This window comes from Streptomyces sp. F63 (genome assembly GCF_018070345.1).
In the GTDB taxonomy this organism is placed as follows: Bacteria; Actinomycetota; Actinomycetes; order Streptomycetales; family Streptomycetaceae; genus Streptomyces.
The window spans coordinates 13,406-30,663 of record NZ_JAGPXX010000019.1 but is presented as its reverse complement, the minus strand read 5'-3'; the positions used below and the strand labels follow the sequence as shown (position 1 = coordinate 30,663).

The following is a 17,258-nucleotide window of genomic DNA, read 5'->3' as shown; positions in this document are numbered from 1 at the left end:
TGCTCGGCGATGATGTCGCGCAGGCAGCCCAGCCCGGATCGGGCCCGGCGGGGGAGAGTTGTTCAGAGCGGCGGCGAACCGCTCGGCCGATGCCCTCGGCCAAGCGGAACAACGAGTCCTTGACCGTGAACAGGTCATCGCTCCGGTCCTGTCCACCGGACTCGCGCCGGCTCGGCTTCGAGCGCGTGGTCACCGATGGTGAACTGGATGCGGCTGGCGGTCTCCACCAGTTTCCGCAGTTCAGTCATGATCGCCGCACAGCGGGACGGGCTGACGTTGCCGGCTGGCCGCCCCGAACACCCGTGCCTGGCCGCCCCGAACACCCGGAGCGCCCGGACCCCGGACCCCGGGCCGCCCCGCCGGGCTCACCGCTCAGGCCGGGAAGCGCCTGCCGACCCAGCGCCAGCTCAGCTCCATCAGCACCGCCGCGGCCGCCGCGATGCCCACCGCCGTCCACGGCATGACCGTCCCCACCAGCCGCAGCGCGAAGAAGTGCTGCAGCATCGGCGTCACGATGACGACCAGGAAGGCGGACGCCATGGTGGCCACCAGCCCGATCCGCCACCACGTGTACGGGCGGGCCACGATGGCCAGCACCGACATCGCGATCAGGAACAGCGTCAGCGTCGCCGCGCTCGTCTCGGCGGCCAGCGCCTCCGGCCCCGTGTAGTGGTGCCGGGCGAGCAGATACGAGGTGAAGGTCGCGGTGCCCGCGATCAGGCCCGCCGGGACGGCGTACCGCATCACCCGCCGGACGAAGTGCGGCTGTGCCCGCTCCCGGTTGGGGGCGAGGGCCAGGAAGAAGGCCGGGATACCGATGGTGAGCGATGAGATCAGCGTCAGATGCCGGGGCAGGAACGGATACGGCACCTGGGAGGAGACCACCAGGATCGCCAGCAGCACCGAGTAGACCGTCTTCGTCAGGAAGAGGGTCGCGACGCGCGTGATGTTGCCGATCACCCGCCGCCCCTCGGCGACGACCGACGGCAGGGTGGCGAAGCTGTTGTTGAGCAGGACGATCTGGGCGACGGCCCGGGTGGCCTCCGAACCGGAGCCCATGGAGACACCGATGTCGGCGTCCTTCAGGGCGAGGACGTCGTTCACGCCGTCGCCCGTCATGGCCACGGTGTGGCCGCGGGACTGGAGAGCGCCCACCATGTCCCGCTTCTGCTGCGGCGTCACCCGCCCGAAGACCGCGCCACCCTCCAGGACCTCCGCCATGTCCTCCCGGTCCTCCGGCAGCCGGCGGGCATCGACGGTGGTCTCCGCGCCGGGGAGGCCCAGCTTGCCCGCGACCGCGCCGACCGACACGGCGTTGTCGCCGGAGATCACCTTGGCGGCGACGTCCTGCTCCGCGAAGTAGCGCAGGGTGTCCCCGGCGTCGGGGCGCAGCCGCTGTTCGAGGACGACCAGGGCGACGGGGTGCGCGTCGCGGCCGGCCGCCGGGTCGAGCAGCGGCTGCCCGGTGCGGGCGAGTAGCAGCACGCGCAGCCCCTGCGCGTTGAGCTCGTCCACCGAGGCGAGTGCCGGGTCGCCGGCGGGCAGCAGGACGTCCGGCGCGCCCAGCAGCCAGGTGGCGGTGGCGCCGCCGGTGTCCGTGAGCGACGCGCCGCAGTACTTGCGGGCGGAGGAGAACGGCAGCGTCTCGGTGTGCCGCCAGCCGCCGGGGGCCGGGCAGTGCTGGACCACGGCCTGCAGGCTGGCGTTGGGCCGCGGGTCGCAGGCTCCCAGCGTGCCGAGGATGTGCCGGACGCGCTCCTCGCCGGTGCCGTCCAGGACGCGGATGCCGGTGACGTCCATGCCGCCCTCGGTGAGGGTGCCGGTCTTGTCCAGGCAGACGACGTCCACCCGGGCCAGTCCCTCGATCGCCGGCAGCTCCTGCACCAGGCACTGCTTGCGGCCCAGCCGGATCACGCCGATCGCGAAGGCCACCGAGGTCAGCAGCACCAGTCCCTCGGGGACCATCGGCACGATGCCGCCGACCATGCGGCGGACCGCCTCGCGCCAGTCGTGGTCCTGCACGAAGAGCTGGCTGACGACGAGCCCGATCGCGGCCGGGATCAGCATGTACGTGATGTATTTGAGGATCTGGCTGATGCCGCTCCGCAGCTCGGAGTGGACGAGGGTGAACCGCGAGGCTTCTTCGGCCAGTTGGGCGGCGTACGCTTCGCGGCCGACCTTGGTGGCGGTGAAGGCGCCGGTGCCCGCGACGACGAAGCTGCCCGACATCACCTGGTCGCCGGGCCGTTTGAGGACGGGGTCGGCCTCCCCGGTGAGCAGCGACTCGTCGATCTCCAGCCCGTCCGCCTCGGCGATCTCGCCGTCGACGGGGCACTTGTCGCCGGGACCGATCTCGACGAGATCGCCGAGGACGATGTCGCCCGTCCGCACCTCGGCGGAGTGGCCGTCGCGCCGGACCACCGGCCGGGCCTCGCTGATCACGGCCAGGTTGTCCAGGGTCTTCTTGGCGCGCAGCTCCTGGATGATGCCGATCGCGGTGTTGGCGATGATGACGAAGCCGAACAGGCCGTCCTGGATCGGGCCGACGATCAGGATGATCAGGAACAGCACGCCGATGATCGCGTTGAAGCGGGTGAAGACGTTGGCCCGGACGATGTCGGCGGTCGAGCGCGAGGACCGCACGGGAACGTCGTTGACCTCGCCCGCCGCGATCCGCGCCGCCACCTCGGCGGCGGTCAGCCCGGGAAGCCGGGCGGGGCCGGTGGCGGTGACGGTTCCGGCGGTGGCCGCGGCCGTGGCGGTGGCCGTGGCGGTGGCTGGGGCGGTGGCCGTGGCGGTGGCTGGGGCTGCGGCTGCGGCTGCGGCTGCGGGCCGGGCTTCTCCTGCTCCGCCGGGCCCCGGAACGCCCGGTGCTCCTCCTGGTGCTTCTCCCGGTGCCGGGGCCGCTCCCGAGGACGGCGACGACGAACGCGATGGCGAAGGCGACGGCGACAGCGACGGCGACGGCGACGGCGACAGCGACGGCGACGGCCGAGAGGACTGCGGCCGCTCGGAGGACGGCGTACCGGAGCCGTTCGCCCCGCCTGAGGTCGCGGGCGGGGTCGTGACCGCGGGCGGGGTCGTGACCGCGGTCGCGGTCCGGGGCCCGGCGGCGGCTTCGGTGGTGGCCCCGGCTCCCGGCCCGGAGGCGGTCGGGGCGGTGCCCGTGCCCGCGGCGGTGGCGGTCCCGGGGCCGGTTCCGCCGGGCGGAGCCGGGGCTGCCGGGGCTGCCGGGGCTGCCGGGGCTGCCGGGGCTGCCGGGGCTGCCGGGGCGGCGTTCCCCGGCTCCGGCTCTCCGATGTCGGTGGGGGAGCGATGCGTCATGCGGAAGACGGTACGGGGGCGAGTGGCCTCCGCGCCGCCGGGGCGGCGGAATCGGGGGAGGTCCCGGGGCGCGGGGCGTGGTCCACCGGCTGCCGCACCTTCGCGGGGCCGCGGCCGGCTCGCGCGGCGGCGACGCGGCCGGGGGCGGCGGTACGGTTGCGGGCCGGGCCGGGCCCGGTCAGCCGGCGCCGGACTCCGTGTCCGGGCCCGTGTCCGCTTCCGCCGGTCCGGGGCGGCCGGCCCCTTCCGGGCCGGAGGGGTGCTGCTCCGCCGCGCGCCGGAGGGCGGCTTCCCGGCGGCGTACGTAGCGGATGCCGATGAGGCCGAGACCGGCCCCGGCGAGGCAGGTCCAGAGCCACCACAGCAGTCCCCGGCCCTCGAACCAGCCGTAGAAGGGGAGCTGGACCAGGAACATCACGAACCACAGGACGGTGCCGCCGGTCACGACGCCGACGACGTTCCCCTCCAGCGGCTCCGGTGCCTCCCGGGTGGGGGTCCACTTGCCCATCGCTCCCCGTTTCCTGGTTTCCCTGGTTCCCTGGTTCCTGCCGACGGCGGCGGCGCCGGTCAGTCTATGCGGCCGGCGCCGGCGGCCCGGGGTGGACCCTCGGAGGGTTCTACGCGCGAAGATTGGCTATCCGAAGCTCAGGTATTCATACTGAATCGGTCCGGAGTTGACTCGTTTTTTTCGTAGCTTCATCCAATTCCGGAGGGGTGGCCGTCGACGGGGTCCGTGCGTCCCGCCGTGCGCTCCGCCCTGCCCGCCCCGTCCGCCCCGTCCGTCGCCTTCGCCCCCTCCGTCCTCTCCGACTGTCCCGCCCACGCCAACGGTCCTGTCCGGCCGGCCCATCCCATGCCGCCGCGGACCCCGTCCCTCCCCCGAGGTCCTGTCATGCCTTCCCCGGCCACCACCCCGGTCGACGACCAGCCGCCCGCGCACCCCCGGAACGGGCTCGACCGCTTCTTCCGGCTCTCCGAGCGCGGGACCGGCGTCTCCCGCGAGATCCGGGGCGGTCTGGCGACGTTCTTCGCCATGGCCTACATCGTCGTACTGAACCCGATCATCCTTGGCTCCGGTACGGACAAGTTCGGTCATCAGCTGGACGCCGGGCAGCTCGTCACCGCCACCGCGCTGATCGCGGGCCTGACCACGATCCTGATGGGCCTCATCGGCAACGTCCCGATCGCCCTCGCCGCCGGCCTGGGCATCAACGCGGTGGTCTCGCTCCAGCTCGCACCCGTGATGAGCTGGCCGGACGCGATGGGCATGGTGGTCCTCGCGGGCCTCGTGCTGATGATTCTCGTCGCCTCCGGGCTGCGGCAGCGGGTCCTGGACGCGATCCCGAGCGGTCTGCGCCGGGCGATCGCGATCGGCATCGGCCTCTTCATCACTCTCATCGGTCTGGTGGACGCCGGCTTCGTCACCCGCAACCCGGACGACGCCCACACCACCGTGCCGCTCGGCCTCGGAGTCGGGGGGCGGCTGGAGGGCTGGCCGGTGCTGGTCTTCGTGCTCGGCCTCGCCCTGACGTTCATCCTGGTCATCCGCCGCACCAAGGGTGCGATCCTGCTGAGCATCGCCGCGATGACGGTTCTCGCCCTGATCGTCAACGCGGTCGCCGACATTCCGGAGGGCGCCTGGGGCCTGACCACGCCCGAGCTGCCCGACTCCATCGTGAGCACCCCGGACTTCGGGCTGATCGGCCAGGTGAGTCTGTTCGGCGGCTTCTCCGAGGTGGGCATCCTCACCGGCTCGCTCTTCGTCTTCACCGTGCTGCTGTCCGGCTTCTTCGACGCGATGGGAACGATCATCGGCGTCTCCGAGGAGGCGAAGCTCACCAGCGAGGACGGTCAGGTCCCGGGCATGGGCCGGATCCTGATGGTGGACGGCGCGGCCGTCGCGGCGGGCGGCTTCGGCTCCGCCTCGGCCAACACCTGCTTCGTGGAGTCCACGGCGGGCGTCGGCGAGGGGGCCCGCACAGGGCTCGCCAACATCGTGACCGGCGGCCTGTTCCTGCTCGCCCTCGTCTTCACCCCGCTCGCGCTGATCGTGCCGTCCCAGGCGGCCACCCCGGCGCTGGTCGTGGTCGGCTTTCTGATCATGATGGCCAACATCCGCGGCATCGAGTGGGACGACCCCACCATCGCGGCCCCCGCCTTCCTGACGATGATCGCGATGCCGTTCACCTACAGCATCACCAACGGGATCGGCCTCGGCGTGCTGGCGTTCATCCTGCTGCGGGCGGCCACCGGCAGGTTCCGCACCGTGCCGTGGCTGCTCACCGTCGTCGGCCTCTGCTTCCTCGTCTACTTCCTGCTCAGCCCGATCGAGCAGGCCCTCGGCATCGGCTGACACCCCGGCCGACCGGGCCGGACCCACCCTTCCGCCGGCCGGCGCCATCCTCCGCCGGCCGGTCGCGCACCCGGCCTCACCAGCGCCCGGAACCACGAGTTCCGGGCGCTTCGGCGTTCCGGGTGACGGCCCGGCGGAGGCCGGACCCGGCCACCCCGGTCTGCCCGGCCACCCCGGTCTGCCCGGCCACCCCGGCGCAACCGGGCAGCCGCCGCAGCCGCGATCAGGCGGCGTCACCCGTACGGCGGTGTATCTGTTGGCTTCGTCACCCGAGCTGTATTTAGCTAGAGTAATGAGTTACGCTAACAAACATGTCGGATCTGTCCCTCGGCGACGACGCGGTCGCCGTGAACTCCCTCCGCTCCGCCGTGATGCGCCTCTCGCGCAGACTCAAGCACCAGCGGGTCGACGAGTCGCTCAGCCCCACCGAGATGTCCGTTCTCGGCACCCTCGCCCGCTGCGGCAGCGCCACCCCCGGCGAGCTGGCCCGCAAGGAGCATGTGCAGCCACCGTCGATGACCCGCATCGTGGCCCTGCTCGAAGCCAAGGGACTCGTCCGGCTGGAGCCCCACCCGGACGACCGACGCCAGAAGGTGGTCACCCGCACCGAACGGGCCGAGTCGATGCTGGAGGAGAGCCGCCGCAAGCGCAACGCCTGGCTGGCCGAACTCTGCGAGGGCCTGACCGACGAGGAATGGGCCACACTCCGCGCGGCCGCGCCCGTCCTGGAGAAGCTCGCCGAGACCTAGGACGAGCCCCCACCTCGCGGAGAGCCGCCCGGAACCGCCGGAGGCTCGACGCGGACCGCCGCAAGGCGCGCTGAGCCCCCGCGGGGGGCGGCAACCCCGCCGAGGAGGGCCCGAGGACCGCCCGCAGAACCCCGTCGAGGGGGCCCGAGGACCGCCCGCAGAACGCCGAAGATCGCTGAGGAGGCGACGCAGTTTGAGCACGGGACCCGGAGCACACTCCGCACCCGTTCCCGACCCCGACCCCGACCCCGATCCCACCACGGATTCCCCCGCTCCGGCCGGGCCCGCCCCTGGCACCGCCGGCACCGCCGGCACCGCCGAACGGCGAGGAATGTTCAGCTCCCTGCGCATCCGCAACTACCGGCTCTTCGCCGGCGGCCAGATGATCTCGAACACCGGCACCTGGATGCAGCGCATCGCCCAGGACTGGCTGGTCCTCACCCTGACCGGCTCCTCCGCGGCCGTCGGCATCACCACCGCCCTGCAGTTCCTGCCCATGCTGCTGTTCGGCCTCTACGGCGGCGTGATCGCCGACCGGCTCCCCAAACGGCGGCTGCTGCTGGTGACCCAGAGCGCCATGGGCCTCACCGGCCTGGCCCTCGCCGCCCTGACCCTCACCGGGCACGTCCAGGTGTGGCACGTCTACCTCATGGCCCTGCTGCTCGGGCTGGCCACCGTCGTCGACAACCCGGCCCGGCAGGCCTTCGTGGCCGAGATGGTCGGGCCGCGCGATCTTCGCAACGCCGTCAGCCTCAACTCGGCCAACTTCCAGTCCGCCCGGCTCGTCGGCCCCGCCGTCGCCGGTGTGCTGATCAGCGCCGTCGGCAGCGGCTGGGCCTTCCTGGCCAACGGGCTGTCGTTCCTCGCGCCCATGGCCGCGCTGCTGCTGATGCGGCGGGACGAACTCCACGAGGTCGCGCCCACCCCGCGCGGCAAGGGCCAGCTCCGGGACGGGCTCCGCCATGTCGCCGGGCGCCCGGAACTGCTCTGGCCGATCGTCCTCGTCGGCTTCGTCGGCACCTTCGGCTTCAACTTCCCGATCTGGCTGACCGCCTTCGTCGACGACGTCTTCCACGGCGACGCGGGCACCTACGGCCTGCTCAACACCCTGATGGCCGCCGGATCGCTGGCCGGCGCCCTGCTCTCCGCCCGCCGCGGCACCTCGCGGCTGCGGCTGCTGGTCGGCGCCGGCCTGCTGTTCGGACTGCTGGAGATCACCGCCGCCGCGGCGCCCGCCTTCTGGCTGTTCGCGCTGCTGCTGGTGCCGATCGGCATGCTCGGCATGACGATCAACGTCACCGCCAACTCCACCGTGCAGCTGGCGGCCGACCCGGCCATGCGGGGCCGGGTGATGAGCCTGTACATGATGGTCTTCATGGGCGGTACGCCCCTCGGAGCCCCGCTGGTCGGCTGGATCACCGACGCCTACGGGGCGCGCGTCGGTTTCCTCGCGGGCGGCGTGATCTCCGCCGGAGCGGCGCTCGCCGTCGGACTGATGCTGGCCCGGATCGGCGGACTCCGGCTCAAGATCGACCTGCGTCGGGGGCGTCCCCGGGTGGCCTTCGTCGAACGCGCCCCGCGGAAGAAGCAACTGGCCGCGATGGTGTGAGCCCGGGGCGGCCGCCCGGTGACCGCGGCTGCCCTTGCCGCGGAAGCCGGGCTTCCCCGGTCCGGGGGCGGTGTTGTCAGTGGCCCCTGCGAGCATGCACGGGACCACCAGAACGCCTTCCACGAGGAGCAGGGCCATGACCGGCCAGGGAACGGACGCCGACAGACCGCATGCCGGAACGGGCCGGGGGTCGCGCGCCGGGACGGACGCCGCAGCGGACGCCGCAGCGGACGCCCCGGCGGCCGGCACGGCGGCCGGCACGACCGCTCCGGCCTCCGCTCCGGTGGGTGCCCGGCCCCGTGTCATCACGCACAACTCCGGGTCCGTGGACGGCAGGATCGCTCTGTCACCGGGTCTCCTCCTGATGACCGACGAGCGCTGGCCGGTCCACGCGGGCTCCGGGTACCGCAACGTCAAGCAGCGCCACCACCCGCAGGCGATCCTTGAGGGCAGCGGCTCCTTCATCACCGACGACCACAGCCCCGAACCGCTGCCCCCCGCCACCGAGCCGGCGGACGTCCTGCGGCGGGACCACCTTCCGGCCCCGGCCCTCGAAGCGGCGGCCACGGGCTGGCTGGTCGTGCCGGACAGCCGCGGCCGGGTCCGCTGGGTCCACAAGCAGTTCCCGGGGCCCGACTGGGAGGGCTGGCATCTGCTCGTCCTGGTGACGGCCGCCACCCCGCTGCCCTATCTGTCCTTCCTCCGTTCCGAGGGAATCCCGTATCTGGTGGTGGCCGGTGACGGCACCGCCGACCTGTCCGAGGCCCTGGCCCGGCTGCGGGACGTCCTGGGCGTGGAGACGGTGGTCTCCACCGGAGGGGGCCGGCTGAACGGGGCCCTGCTGAGGGCCGGCGTGGTCGACGAGATCGAGGTCGAGGTGGTGCCCATCGCCGTTGGCGGCACGACGACGCCCGCGCTGTTCACCGCCCCCGACCTGGCCGCCGACGCCGAGGCCACGCCGCTGCGCCTCCTGGCGGTGGAGCAGCGCCCCCGCGACCGGGTGCTGCTGCGCTACGAGGTCGTGCACCCCTGAGCCGGCGCAGCCACCGGGCCGGAGCCGCCGGAGCCCGGGCCGGGCGGGAGTCCGTGCTCTACGGGCGGGCCGGGCCGGAGTCCGTGCTGTGCTGTGCCGGGGGCCGTGCTGTGCCCGCGGCTGCGGCGTACCGCCGTCTTCAGGTCTCTCCTCCGCCGTTCCCCGGGCTGCCCCGGTTCCCCTGCTGCCCCGGTTCCCCAGGCTTCTCCGGGAGTTGCGTGCTTCTCCGCTTCTCCGCTTCTCCGGTCTTCGGTTCCGCGGGCGACACTGGTCCCATGAGACTCTTCGCCGCTGTGGTCCCGCCGATGCCGGTGGCCGGTGAGCTCGCCGAGGCCGTGGCCGCGCTCCGGGAGCTTCCCGGAGCCGACCGGTTGCGCTGGACCCGGCGGCACGGCTGGCACTTCACGCTCGCCTTCTTCGGGGAGGTGGCCGAGAAACCGCTGCCGGATCTGCACCGGCGCCTCGCCCGCGCCGCGCACCGGCACAGCGCGTACGAACTGAGCCTCGCCGGTGGCGGCCGGTTCGGACACCGGGCGCTGTGGGCGGGGGCCACCGGGGACGTCCGGGCGATGGCCCGGCTCGCCGCCACGGCCGTCGCCGCAGGCCGCCGGGCGGGCCTGTCGATGCCGGACGAGCACCCGGGCTTCACCCCGCATCTGACGCTGGCGCGCAACAACGCCCGTGCCCGCCGTGGCGGCGGCGATCCGGAGCGGCGCAGCGATCGGGACGTGGACCTGCGTCCGTACGTCGAGGCGCTGGCGGGCTTCGCCGGTACCCCTTGGACGGTCTCCGAGCTGGCGCTGATCCGCAGCCATCCGCCCGCCCCCGGGATGCCGGGCGCCCAGCCGCACTACGAGACGGTGGCCCTCTGGCCGCTGGGCCGACCGGAGCCCGCCCCCGGTGCCCGGCAGGACCGGGACCGGGGCTAACCTCGGGGAATGGACCCGAGGACCAGGACTCTGATCGTCAGCGGCGCGCTGGTGCTGATGCTCGTCGTCGTCGCCGTGGCGGCCGTGCTGCGCTGAGCGGGCACGGCCGCCACGTACCGTTCCCGGCAACACGGGCCGCCACGGGCGTCATCTGTCGGCCCGGCCCGGCCCGGCCCGTTCCCGTTCCCGCTCCGGCAGCCGGCACGAGCGGCCTGCCGGCCCCTGCCGGGTGCTGGTCCCCGGGCCCCGGGCCGCCCCCGTCACCAGGCGAACGCCTCCGGCGACGGGCCGGGGCCCGGGAAGATCTCGTCCAGTGCGGTGAGCACCTCGTCCGTGAGCGTCAGTTCGGAGGCCCGCAGCGCCGAGGTCAGCTGGTCCGCCGTGCGCGGGCCGACGATCGGGCCGGTCACGCCGGGGCGGGTGAGCAGCCAGGCCAGCGCGACTTCGCCCGGCTCCAGGCCGTGCTTGTCGAGCAGGTCCTCGTACCGCTGGATCTGCTCTCGCTGCCGTGTGTTCTTGAGCGCGTCGGCGGCCCGTCCGGAGGCGGCGCGGCGGTTGCCGCCCTCCTGCTCCTTGCGGATCGCGCCGCCGAGCAGCCCGCCGTGCAGCGGTGACCAGGCGATGACCCCGAGTCCGTACTCCTGCGCGGCCGGGACGACCTCCATCTCGGCGCGGCGCTCGCAGAGGTTGTACAGGCACTGCTCGCTGACCAGCCCGGGGCGGCCGCGGCGTGCGGCGGTCTCGTTGGCCTGGGCGATGTTCCAGCCCGCGAGGATCTTGCCCTGCTGGACGAGGACGTCCATCGCCTGCCAGATCTCGTCCCAGGGGGTGTCCCGGTCGATGTGGTGGAACTGGTAGAGGTCGATGTGGTCGGTGCCGAGCCGCTTGAGGCTGGCGTCCACGGCCCGGCGGATGTTGAGGGCCGAGAGCTTGTCGTGGTTCGGCCAGGCGGGGCCGTCGAGGCCCATGTTGCCGTAGACCTTGGTGGCGAGGACGACCTTGTCGCGGCGGTCGCCGCCCTTGGCGAACCAGCTGCCGAGGATCTCCTCGGTGCGGCCCTTGTTCTCGCCCCATCCGTAGACGTTGACGGTGCTCAAAGATCAATTTTGACGCCATGATCCGAACCGCATACCGTCACCCGTTGTGCGCGAAGCGTGACACAGGGGAGAGGGGGAACGAGCATGGCGAGAGTTCTGGGTGTGATCCGTCTGTCGAGGGTGTCGGACGAGACCACATCGCCGGAGCGTCAGCGTCGGTCCATCCAGCGATGGGCCGATCAGGAGGGGCACGTCGTCGTGGGGTGGGTCGAGGACATCGACGTGTCCGGCGGGGTAGAGCCGTGGAAGCGTCCGGAGTTCGGCAGGTGGCTTCCCTCGACCATCGGGAAGGAGGTCAGCGCGATCGAGCACCGGATCGCGGTGGAGGAGTCGCGCGCCGACGAGTACGACGTCATCTGCGCGCTGAAGATCGACCGTCTCTCGCGACGCGTGCTCCACGTGCACGCCCTTCTGGAGTGGTGCGAGAAGAACGGCAAGGAGGTCGCCACCGTCGAGGACGGGATCAACCTCAACACGCAGATGGGGAAGCTCCTCCTCAGCCTGATCGCGTCCTTCGCGGAAGGGGAGCTCGAAGCCATCAAGGCGCGGGCCAAGTCCTCGTACAACCACCTGGTGAAGGAGGGGCGCTGGCGCGGCGGCCGCACTCCGTACGGTTACCGGGAGGAGAAACAGGAGACCGGCGACGGATGGAAGCTCGTCCCGGACGACTACGGGACCGACACGGCCGGGACGCTCCGTGAGATCGTCCGCCGTCTCATCGCGGGTGAGTCGGCGAACAGCATCGCGCAGTGGCTCAACGAGGACGTGTCGAAGACCCCGACGTCACTCGACGCCCAGATGATCCGTAACGGCAAGACCCCGAAGGGAAGCCGGTGGACCGCCGCGAACACGGCCAAGGTCGTACGTTCCCGCTGCATCCTGGGGCAGATGGAGGTGTCCGAGGAGGTGATGGTCGACGGGGAGAAGACGACACGACGCCGGGTCGTCCGGGACGCGGACGGCCAGCCCCTCCAGCGCGCGGAGCCTCTGATCACGCACGAGGAGTGGGAGCTGGCCAACAAGAAGCTGGACGAGAACACCAGCAAGCGGAACGGCAACCGCAAGGGTGGGTCGCCCTTGCTCCAGGTCGCGTTTTGCACATGTGGGGAGCCGGCGTATCTCGCCCCTGGCCGTAACTGGCCCTACTACCGCTGCGCCTCCCGTACCACGCACAAGCCGTGTCCGACCGGAAGCAAGGGCATCGCGGCGCACACGCTGGAGGACGCCGTGGGGAAAGCGTTCCTCCTCGCTGCCGGGGACGTCGAGATCGTCCGGAAGGTCTTCCGGCCGGGCGTGGACTACACGCGCGACATCGAGGAAGTGAACCGCGCTCTCTCGGACCTGAGGGAGGACCGCGAGGCGGGCCTCTACTCCAGTGAGCTGGGCAAGCAGGAGTACCGGGAGGCGTACAAGCGGTTGGACGCGCGACGTGAACAGCTCATCGCGCAGCCCACGCGCCCGGACACCTGGGAGGAGATCCCGACAGGAGAGACCTACCGGGAACGGTGGAGCACGTTGTCGACCCAGCACGAAAAGGGCAGGGAGCTACGCGCCGCAGGGGTCAAGGCCGTCATCCATGCCGAGCCGATTCCCGGGATGACCGCCGCGCAGCTCATGGCTCCCGATGGCCATGACGGGATGTGGCAACACCCAGTCGGGAGGGTTCAGGTTCTGATCCCCATGGACTTCAAGCAGCGTCTGCGCAACATGGCGGCGGTCCACAGCGAAGGCTGACCGACAACGGGGGTTCCCCCGAGAAGTGGACACCGATTCGTGCGCTTATGCGGCAAGTGTGAGCATAGCTGAGTGCTGTGCCTCGGAGGCGGCGGGGCTCAACTGGCCGTTCTTCTTGTGGCGTCGCCAGGTGTTGTAGCGCGCGATCCAGTGGAAGACCGTGAGGCGGCAGGCGCGGTGGCCGTCGTAGCGGCGGGAGCCTTGGAGAGTCTCGCGTTTGAGGGAGGCGTGGAAGCTCTCGCAGGCGGCGTTGTCCGCGCTCGTGCCGATGGCGCCCATGGACTGCGTGACGCCCAACTCCTTGCACAGGTCGGCGAATTCCTTCGACGTGTACTGACCGGATTCAACCGGTCGTTGCAACACCAGCTTGTTGAAGCAACTGTAGCTGGTCGTTGAACGCCTCGGCGGGTGTCTTCCAACCGAGCGTCTTGCGAGGTCTGCTGTTGAGAGTGTGAGCGACGGCCTCGACTTCCTCGGCGGACCATCTCGAGAGATCGGTGCCTTTCGGGAAGTACTGGCGCAAGAGCCCGTTGGTGTTCTCGTTCGTGCCGCGCTGCCACGGACTATGCGGATCGGCGAAGAACACGGGAATTCCCGTCTCGACTCTGAATTGCGCATGGGCCGACATCTCCTTGCCGCGATCCCAGGTCAGCGACCGCGCCAGTTGCTCGGGCAGCGTCGACATCGTATTGGCGAGTGCGGTCTTCATCGTGATCGCCCCATAACCGGCCAGCGCAGGACCATTCTTGACCGATTGCTTGTGCCGGTAGCCTTCCTCGCGCGGCAGGTGAACCAGCATCGTGAATCGAGTTGACCGCTCGACGACAGTGCCGATCGCGGACCGCTCCAGCCCAATGATCAGGTCGCCTTCCCAGTGGCCAGGAACGGCACGGTCCTCGACTTCGGCAGGCCGTTCACTGATCAACGCTTCGGGCGTCACATGCGCCCAAGTCCTGCGACGCGAACGAGCACGCGGGGCACGCAGCGCGCGGCCCGTGCGAAGGCACAAGATCAGCTCCCGCTTCAGCGCCCCGCGTCCCTGAATGTAGAGCGCCTGGTAGATCGCCTCGTGGCTGATGCGCATGGACTCATCATCTCCGGTGCCGGATCTGTTCAAGCGCGACTTCACCGCCGCGGAGCCGGGCGTGAAGTACATGGGGTCGGGTAGCCGGAGGGAACGTCTCCACCGATGACCAGGAAGCGCAGTTGCAGCACGACGCGCTGACGGCCGCAGGCTGCGCCCGGATCTTCGAGGACAGAGCATCGGGCAAGAACACCGACCGGCCGGAGCTGCGGTCAGCACTCGACTACGCCCGTGCCGGCGACACTCTGTGCGTGTGGAAGCTCGACCGCTTCGCCCGGTCGCTCATCGACCTTGTGACCATGGTCGACACCCTTCGGGAGCGTGGTATCGGGTTCAAGGTGCTCACGGGCGCACTGGCCAACATCGACCCCAGCACGGCCGATGGCCGTCTCATGCTCCAGGTGGTAGGAGCCACGGCGGAGTTCGAGCGCAGCCTCATCATGGAGCGTACCCGCGCCGGACTCGACGCAGCCAAGGCGCAGGGGCGTACCGGTGGACGGCCGTCCGCCGTGAACGAGGACGTGCTGACCGTGGCCCGCGCGAGGAAGGCGAAGGGAGAGAGCGTCAGTGCCATCGCCAAGGCCCTGGGCGTCTCCCGGGCCACGCTGTACCGGCACCTCGGAGAAAACTCCTGACGGCGGAACCTGATGCCCTTGCCTGGAGCGGACTCGAAGCAGTTGGCTTGTGGCCCATGAAGTACACCCAGCTCGGACGCACCGGACTCAAGGTCAGCCGACTCGTTCTCGGCACGATGAACTTCGGTCCGCAGACAGACGAATCAACCAGCCACGGCATCATGGACGCCGCTCTCGACGCGGGTCTGAACTTTCTGGATACGGCCAACGTCTATGGGTGGGGTGAGAACAAGGGCCGCACCGAGGAGATCATCGGAACCTGGTTCGCCCAGGGTGGCGGGCGGCGCGACAAGGTCGTCCTCGCCACCAAGGTGTACGGGAACATGGCGGGCGACGGGGACGTCTGGCCCAACCACGACAAGCTCTCCGCGGTGAACATCCGACGGGCCGTCGACGCCTCCCTCAAGCGGCTGCAGACCGACTACATCGACATCTACCAGTTCCATCACATCGACCGGTCGACGCCGTTCGAGGAGATCTGGCAGGCGATCGACGTCCTGGTCCAGCAGGGCAAGATCCTCTACGCGGGGTCGTCCAACTTCCCCGGCTACAAGATCGCCCAGGCAAACGAGACCGCCGCCCGGCGCGGCCGCATGGGCCTGGTCAGCGAGCAGTGCCTCTACAACCTCGCTGAGCGCCGCGCCGAGATGGAGGTCATCCCGGCCGCGCAGGACTACGGCCTCGGTGTCATCCCCTGGTCTCCGCTCCACGGAGGACTGCTCGGCGGCGTCCTTAAGAAGGAGGCCACACAGGGGCGCCGGGCGAGCGGCCGCGCTGCCGACGCGCTCAAGGACACCAAGACACGCGAGCAGATCCAGGCGTACGAGAACCTCCTCGACAAGCACGGCCTCGAGCCCGGTGAGGCGGCACTGGCCTGGCTGCTGACCCGCCCCGGCGTCACCGGCCCGATCGTCGGCCCTCGCACGCAGGAGCAGCTGGACTCGGCGCTGCGCGCCCTGCAGCTGGAGCTGAGCGAGGAACTGCTGACGTCTCTGGACGAGATCTTCCCCGGTCCCGGACCGTCTCCCGAAGCCTTCGCATGGTGAGGTAGCGGGTCTGTGTCGGAGTCGTCGCCTTCTGCTTGCGTTCGACGCGAGTGGGAGGCGGCGGCTTCGTCGTTTCCACTCGGGGTCCGCAGGACGGTGAGCGTCAGCGATGCGCTGCTGCGGAACCTGGCGTCAAAATTGCCGGTTGGCGGTGTGTGTGTCGAAGAAGTTGATGCCCGCGTCCAGCGCGGCGTCCATGATCGCGTGGCTCTCGGCCTCGTCGGTGGTGGGGCCGAAGTTCATCGTGCCGAGAACCAGGCGGCTGACCTTGAGTCCGGTGCGTCCGAGCTGCGTGTACTTCATGACCACCAGCCAACGCCTTGGAGTGCGCTCGAAGCAAGGCGGTACTCGACCGCCGCCCTCCCGGGCCACGGCTTCCGGGCCACGGCTCCCGGCTCCCGGGAGCCGGCTTCCCGGCCGCGGCTCCGCGAACCCCGGGTCCCGAACCCGGTACCGGCTCCGGCTCCGGCCCTGGCTCGGGCCCCGTCCCCGCCCCGGCTCAGAGTGCGGCGAGCCGTGCCTCGTACGGGGCGCCGAGGCCCCACTGCTCGTACAGCGCGTCCGCGAACGCCGCCGCCAGGCGGTGCTCGCCGCGGGCGCTGGGGTGGGTGCCGTCGTAGGTGTCCCGGTGCAGGTCCCAGCCGGTGGGCGGCCCGGCGAGAGCGACCGGGGAGGCGGGGGTGCCGAGCTCGGCCACCGCGTCGGCGAGAAGAACGTTGAAGCGCCGTACCTCGGCGCCGAACGCCGGGTCGTCCGCCGCCCGCACATTGGGCAGCACGGGCATGATCAGCATCCGTACGGCCGGATTGGCCGCCCGTGCCTCGGCGAAGAAGCGGCGCACGTTGCCCGCCGTCTGCTCCGCGTTGGTGTAGAAGCCGAGGTCGATCAGGCCGAGGGAGATCAGCAGCACGCCGGCCCGGTGCGCGGTGACCGTCTCCCGGATCAGCGGCGCCATCTGCAGCCAGCCCTCGCCCCAGCCGGCGAGGTGGGCGCGGGCGTGTTCGGGGAAGTCGGGGTCGGCGTAGTCCTGGGAGACGGGAGCCCCGGCCCGCTGGTCGTAGAGCGTGGTCCGCGGGCCGACGATGCGGTACGGGCCGCCGTAACTCCGGTTGAGGTGCTGCCACATGCGGTAGCGCCAGGTGTGCTCGCCGGCGCTCCCGATGGTCATGGAATCGCCGACGAAAAGGATGCGCATCCGGACATCATCCCGGAACCGGCCATTGCCCCGCGACGTGACCCTGCCCACCCGCGGGGGATGGCAGGCTGGCTGCATGCCTCGCTCGCCTCAGCCGCTTCCGCCTTCCGGGGCGGCCGCCCGGCTCACCCGGCCCGCCCGGTCCGCCCGGTCGTCTGCCCGGCTCGCCCGGCCCGCCCGGCCGTCTGCCCGGCCCGCCCGGCCCGCCCGGGTATGGCTTTTCCGGCATGCCCGGTTTCCCGGGGCTCCCCGGTCTCCGTGGCCTGTCAGGCGAACGGCTTTCCGGAACACCCGGCCCTCCCGACGGCTTCCGGCTCTCCTGCCGCCCCCATCGTTCCGCCCGCTCCACCGGCTCGGCCCGCTCCACCACGGCCCGCTCCATCACCACGGCCCGCTCCACGGGCTCGGCCGGCTCCTGAACCTCCTCCGGAGCCCCCGCGCGGCCGTGGCCGCCGCCATGACCGCTCTGG

The 17,258-nt window shown here is 71.4% G+C and carries 12 protein-coding genes and 3 pseudogenes; 8 read left to right on the top strand and 7 right to left on the bottom strand.

The features are described from left to right. Positions 1-372: 372 nt before the first annotated feature. Together KBZ10_RS19240 and KBZ10_RS19235 are read right to left on the bottom strand one after the other, a co-directional pair. Positions 373-2,685 (bottom strand): HAD-IC family P-type ATPase, encoded by a 2,313-nt coding sequence (locus tag KBZ10_RS19240; protein ID WP_374223372.1) that lies wholly within the window; start codon positions 2,683-2,685, stop codon positions 373-375. A gap of 817 nt (positions 2,686-3,502) precedes the next feature. Further along, entirely contained in the window at positions 3,503-3,832 is a 330-nt protein-coding gene (locus KBZ10_RS19235; RefSeq protein ID WP_210988899.1) for a DUF2530 domain-containing protein, read from the bottom strand. Positions 3,833-4,216: 384 nt separating this feature from the next. Between KBZ10_RS19235 and KBZ10_RS19230 the strand changes: the two genes are divergently transcribed. The 5 genes from KBZ10_RS19230 (at position 4,217) to thpR (ending at position 9,997) form a co-directional block, all read left to right on the top strand. After that, a complete protein-coding gene (locus tag KBZ10_RS19230; RefSeq protein WP_210988898.1) occupies positions 4,217-5,677 on the top strand; it encodes an NCS2 family permease in 1,461 nt (486 codons plus the stop codon). A gap of 311 nt (positions 5,678-5,988) precedes the next feature. Beyond that, positions 5,989-6,426 carry a MarR family winged helix-turn-helix transcriptional regulator gene (locus tag KBZ10_RS19225; protein WP_210988897.1) on the top strand — a complete coding sequence of 146 codons (438 nt, stop codon included), beginning with the start codon at positions 5,989-5,991 and terminating at the stop codon, positions 6,424-6,426. Between the two features lie 193 nt (positions 6,427-6,619). After that, positions 6,620-8,035 carry an MFS transporter gene (locus KBZ10_RS19220; RefSeq protein WP_210988896.1) on the top strand — a complete coding sequence of 472 codons (1,416 nt, stop codon included), beginning with the start codon at positions 6,620-6,622 and terminating at the stop codon, positions 8,033-8,035. A 136-nt stretch (positions 8,036-8,171) separates the two neighbouring features. Further along, entirely contained in the window at positions 8,172-9,068 is an 897-nt protein-coding gene (locus KBZ10_RS19215) for a dihydrofolate reductase family protein (RefSeq protein ID WP_210988895.1), read from the top strand. Positions 9,069-9,343: 275 nt separating this feature from the next. After that, positions 9,344-9,997 (top strand): RNA 2',3'-cyclic phosphodiesterase, encoded by a 654-nt coding sequence (gene thpR, locus KBZ10_RS19210; RefSeq protein ID WP_210988894.1) that lies wholly within the window; start codon positions 9,344-9,346, stop codon positions 9,995-9,997. Positions 9,998-10,257: 260 nt separating this feature from the next. On the opposite strand, the gene KBZ10_RS19205 is transcribed toward thpR, so the two are convergent. Continuing rightward, entirely contained in the window at positions 10,258-11,094 is an 837-nt protein-coding gene (locus KBZ10_RS19205; RefSeq protein WP_210988893.1) for an aldo/keto reductase, read from the bottom strand. A gap of 84 nt (positions 11,095-11,178) precedes the next feature. Between KBZ10_RS19205 and KBZ10_RS19200 the strand changes: the two genes are divergently transcribed. Next, positions 11,179-12,828: a recombinase family protein gene (locus KBZ10_RS19200; RefSeq protein ID WP_210988892.1), complete on the top strand. Its 1,650-nt coding sequence runs from the start codon at positions 11,179-11,181 to the stop codon at positions 12,826-12,828. 45 nt (positions 12,829-12,873) lie between these two features. Here the strand turns inward: KBZ10_RS19200 and KBZ10_RS19195 are convergent. Both KBZ10_RS19195 and KBZ10_RS19190 read right to left on the bottom strand, forming a co-directional pair. After that, a pseudogene (locus tag KBZ10_RS19195) lies at positions 12,874-13,164 on the bottom strand (integrase core domain-containing protein); the annotation flags it as partial. Positions 13,165-13,171: 7 nt separating this feature from the next. After that, a pseudogene (locus KBZ10_RS19190) lies at positions 13,172-13,951 on the bottom strand (IS30 family transposase); the annotation flags it as partial. A gap of 83 nt (positions 13,952-14,034) precedes the next feature. Here KBZ10_RS19190 and KBZ10_RS19185 point away from each other — a divergent pair. Together KBZ10_RS19185 and KBZ10_RS19180 are read left to right on the top strand one after the other, a co-directional pair. Next, entirely contained in the window at positions 14,035-14,547 is a 513-nt protein-coding gene (locus KBZ10_RS19185) for a recombinase family protein (protein WP_210988891.1), read from the top strand. Between the two features lie 56 nt (positions 14,548-14,603). After that, the gene (locus tag KBZ10_RS19180) at positions 14,604-15,593 is read left to right on the top strand and encodes an aldo/keto reductase (protein ID WP_210988890.1); all 990 of its coding nucleotides are present in this window, start codon (positions 14,604-14,606) and stop codon (positions 15,591-15,593) included. 156 nt (positions 15,594-15,749) lie between these two features. Here the strand turns inward: KBZ10_RS19180 and KBZ10_RS19175 are convergent. Both KBZ10_RS19175 and KBZ10_RS19170 read right to left on the bottom strand, forming a co-directional pair. Next, positions 15,750-15,896 (bottom strand): annotated as a pseudogene (locus KBZ10_RS19175) (aldo/keto reductase); the annotation flags it as partial. Between the two features lie 196 nt (positions 15,897-16,092). Then, complete coding sequence (locus KBZ10_RS19170) at positions 16,093-16,788, bottom strand: GDSL-type esterase/lipase family protein (RefSeq protein ID WP_210988889.1); 696 nt, start codon at positions 16,786-16,788, stop codon at positions 16,093-16,095. Between the last annotated feature and the right edge of the window lie 470 nt (positions 16,789-17,258).

Excerpts from the sequence above, each read along its gene's own strand:
- KBZ10_RS19235 (WP_210988899.1), bottom strand. The coding sequence starts at position 3,832 with ATGGGCAAGTGGACCCCCACCCGGGAGGCACCGGAGCCGCTGGAGGGG.
- KBZ10_RS19230 (WP_210988898.1), top strand. The coding sequence starts at position 4,217 with ATGCCTTCCCCGGCCACCACCCCGGTCGACGACCAGCCGCCCGCGCAC.
- KBZ10_RS19225 (WP_210988897.1), top strand. The coding sequence starts at position 5,989 with ATGTCGGATCTGTCCCTCGGCGACGACGCGGTCGCCGTGAACTCCCTC.
- KBZ10_RS19215 (WP_210988895.1), top strand. The coding sequence starts at position 8,172 with ATGACCGGCCAGGGAACGGACGCCGACAGACCGCATGCCGGAACGGGC.
- thpR (WP_210988894.1), top strand. The coding sequence starts at position 9,344 with ATGAGACTCTTCGCCGCTGTGGTCCCGCCGATGCCGGTGGCCGGTGAG.
- KBZ10_RS19200 (WP_210988892.1), top strand. The coding sequence starts at position 11,179 with ATGGCGAGAGTTCTGGGTGTGATCCGTCTGTCGAGGGTGTCGGACGAG.
- KBZ10_RS19180 (WP_210988890.1), top strand. The coding sequence starts at position 14,604 with ATGAAGTACACCCAGCTCGGACGCACCGGACTCAAGGTCAGCCGACTC.
- KBZ10_RS19170 (WP_210988889.1), bottom strand. The coding sequence starts at position 16,788 with ATGCGCATCCTTTTCGTCGGCGATTCCATGACCATCGGGAGCGCCGGC.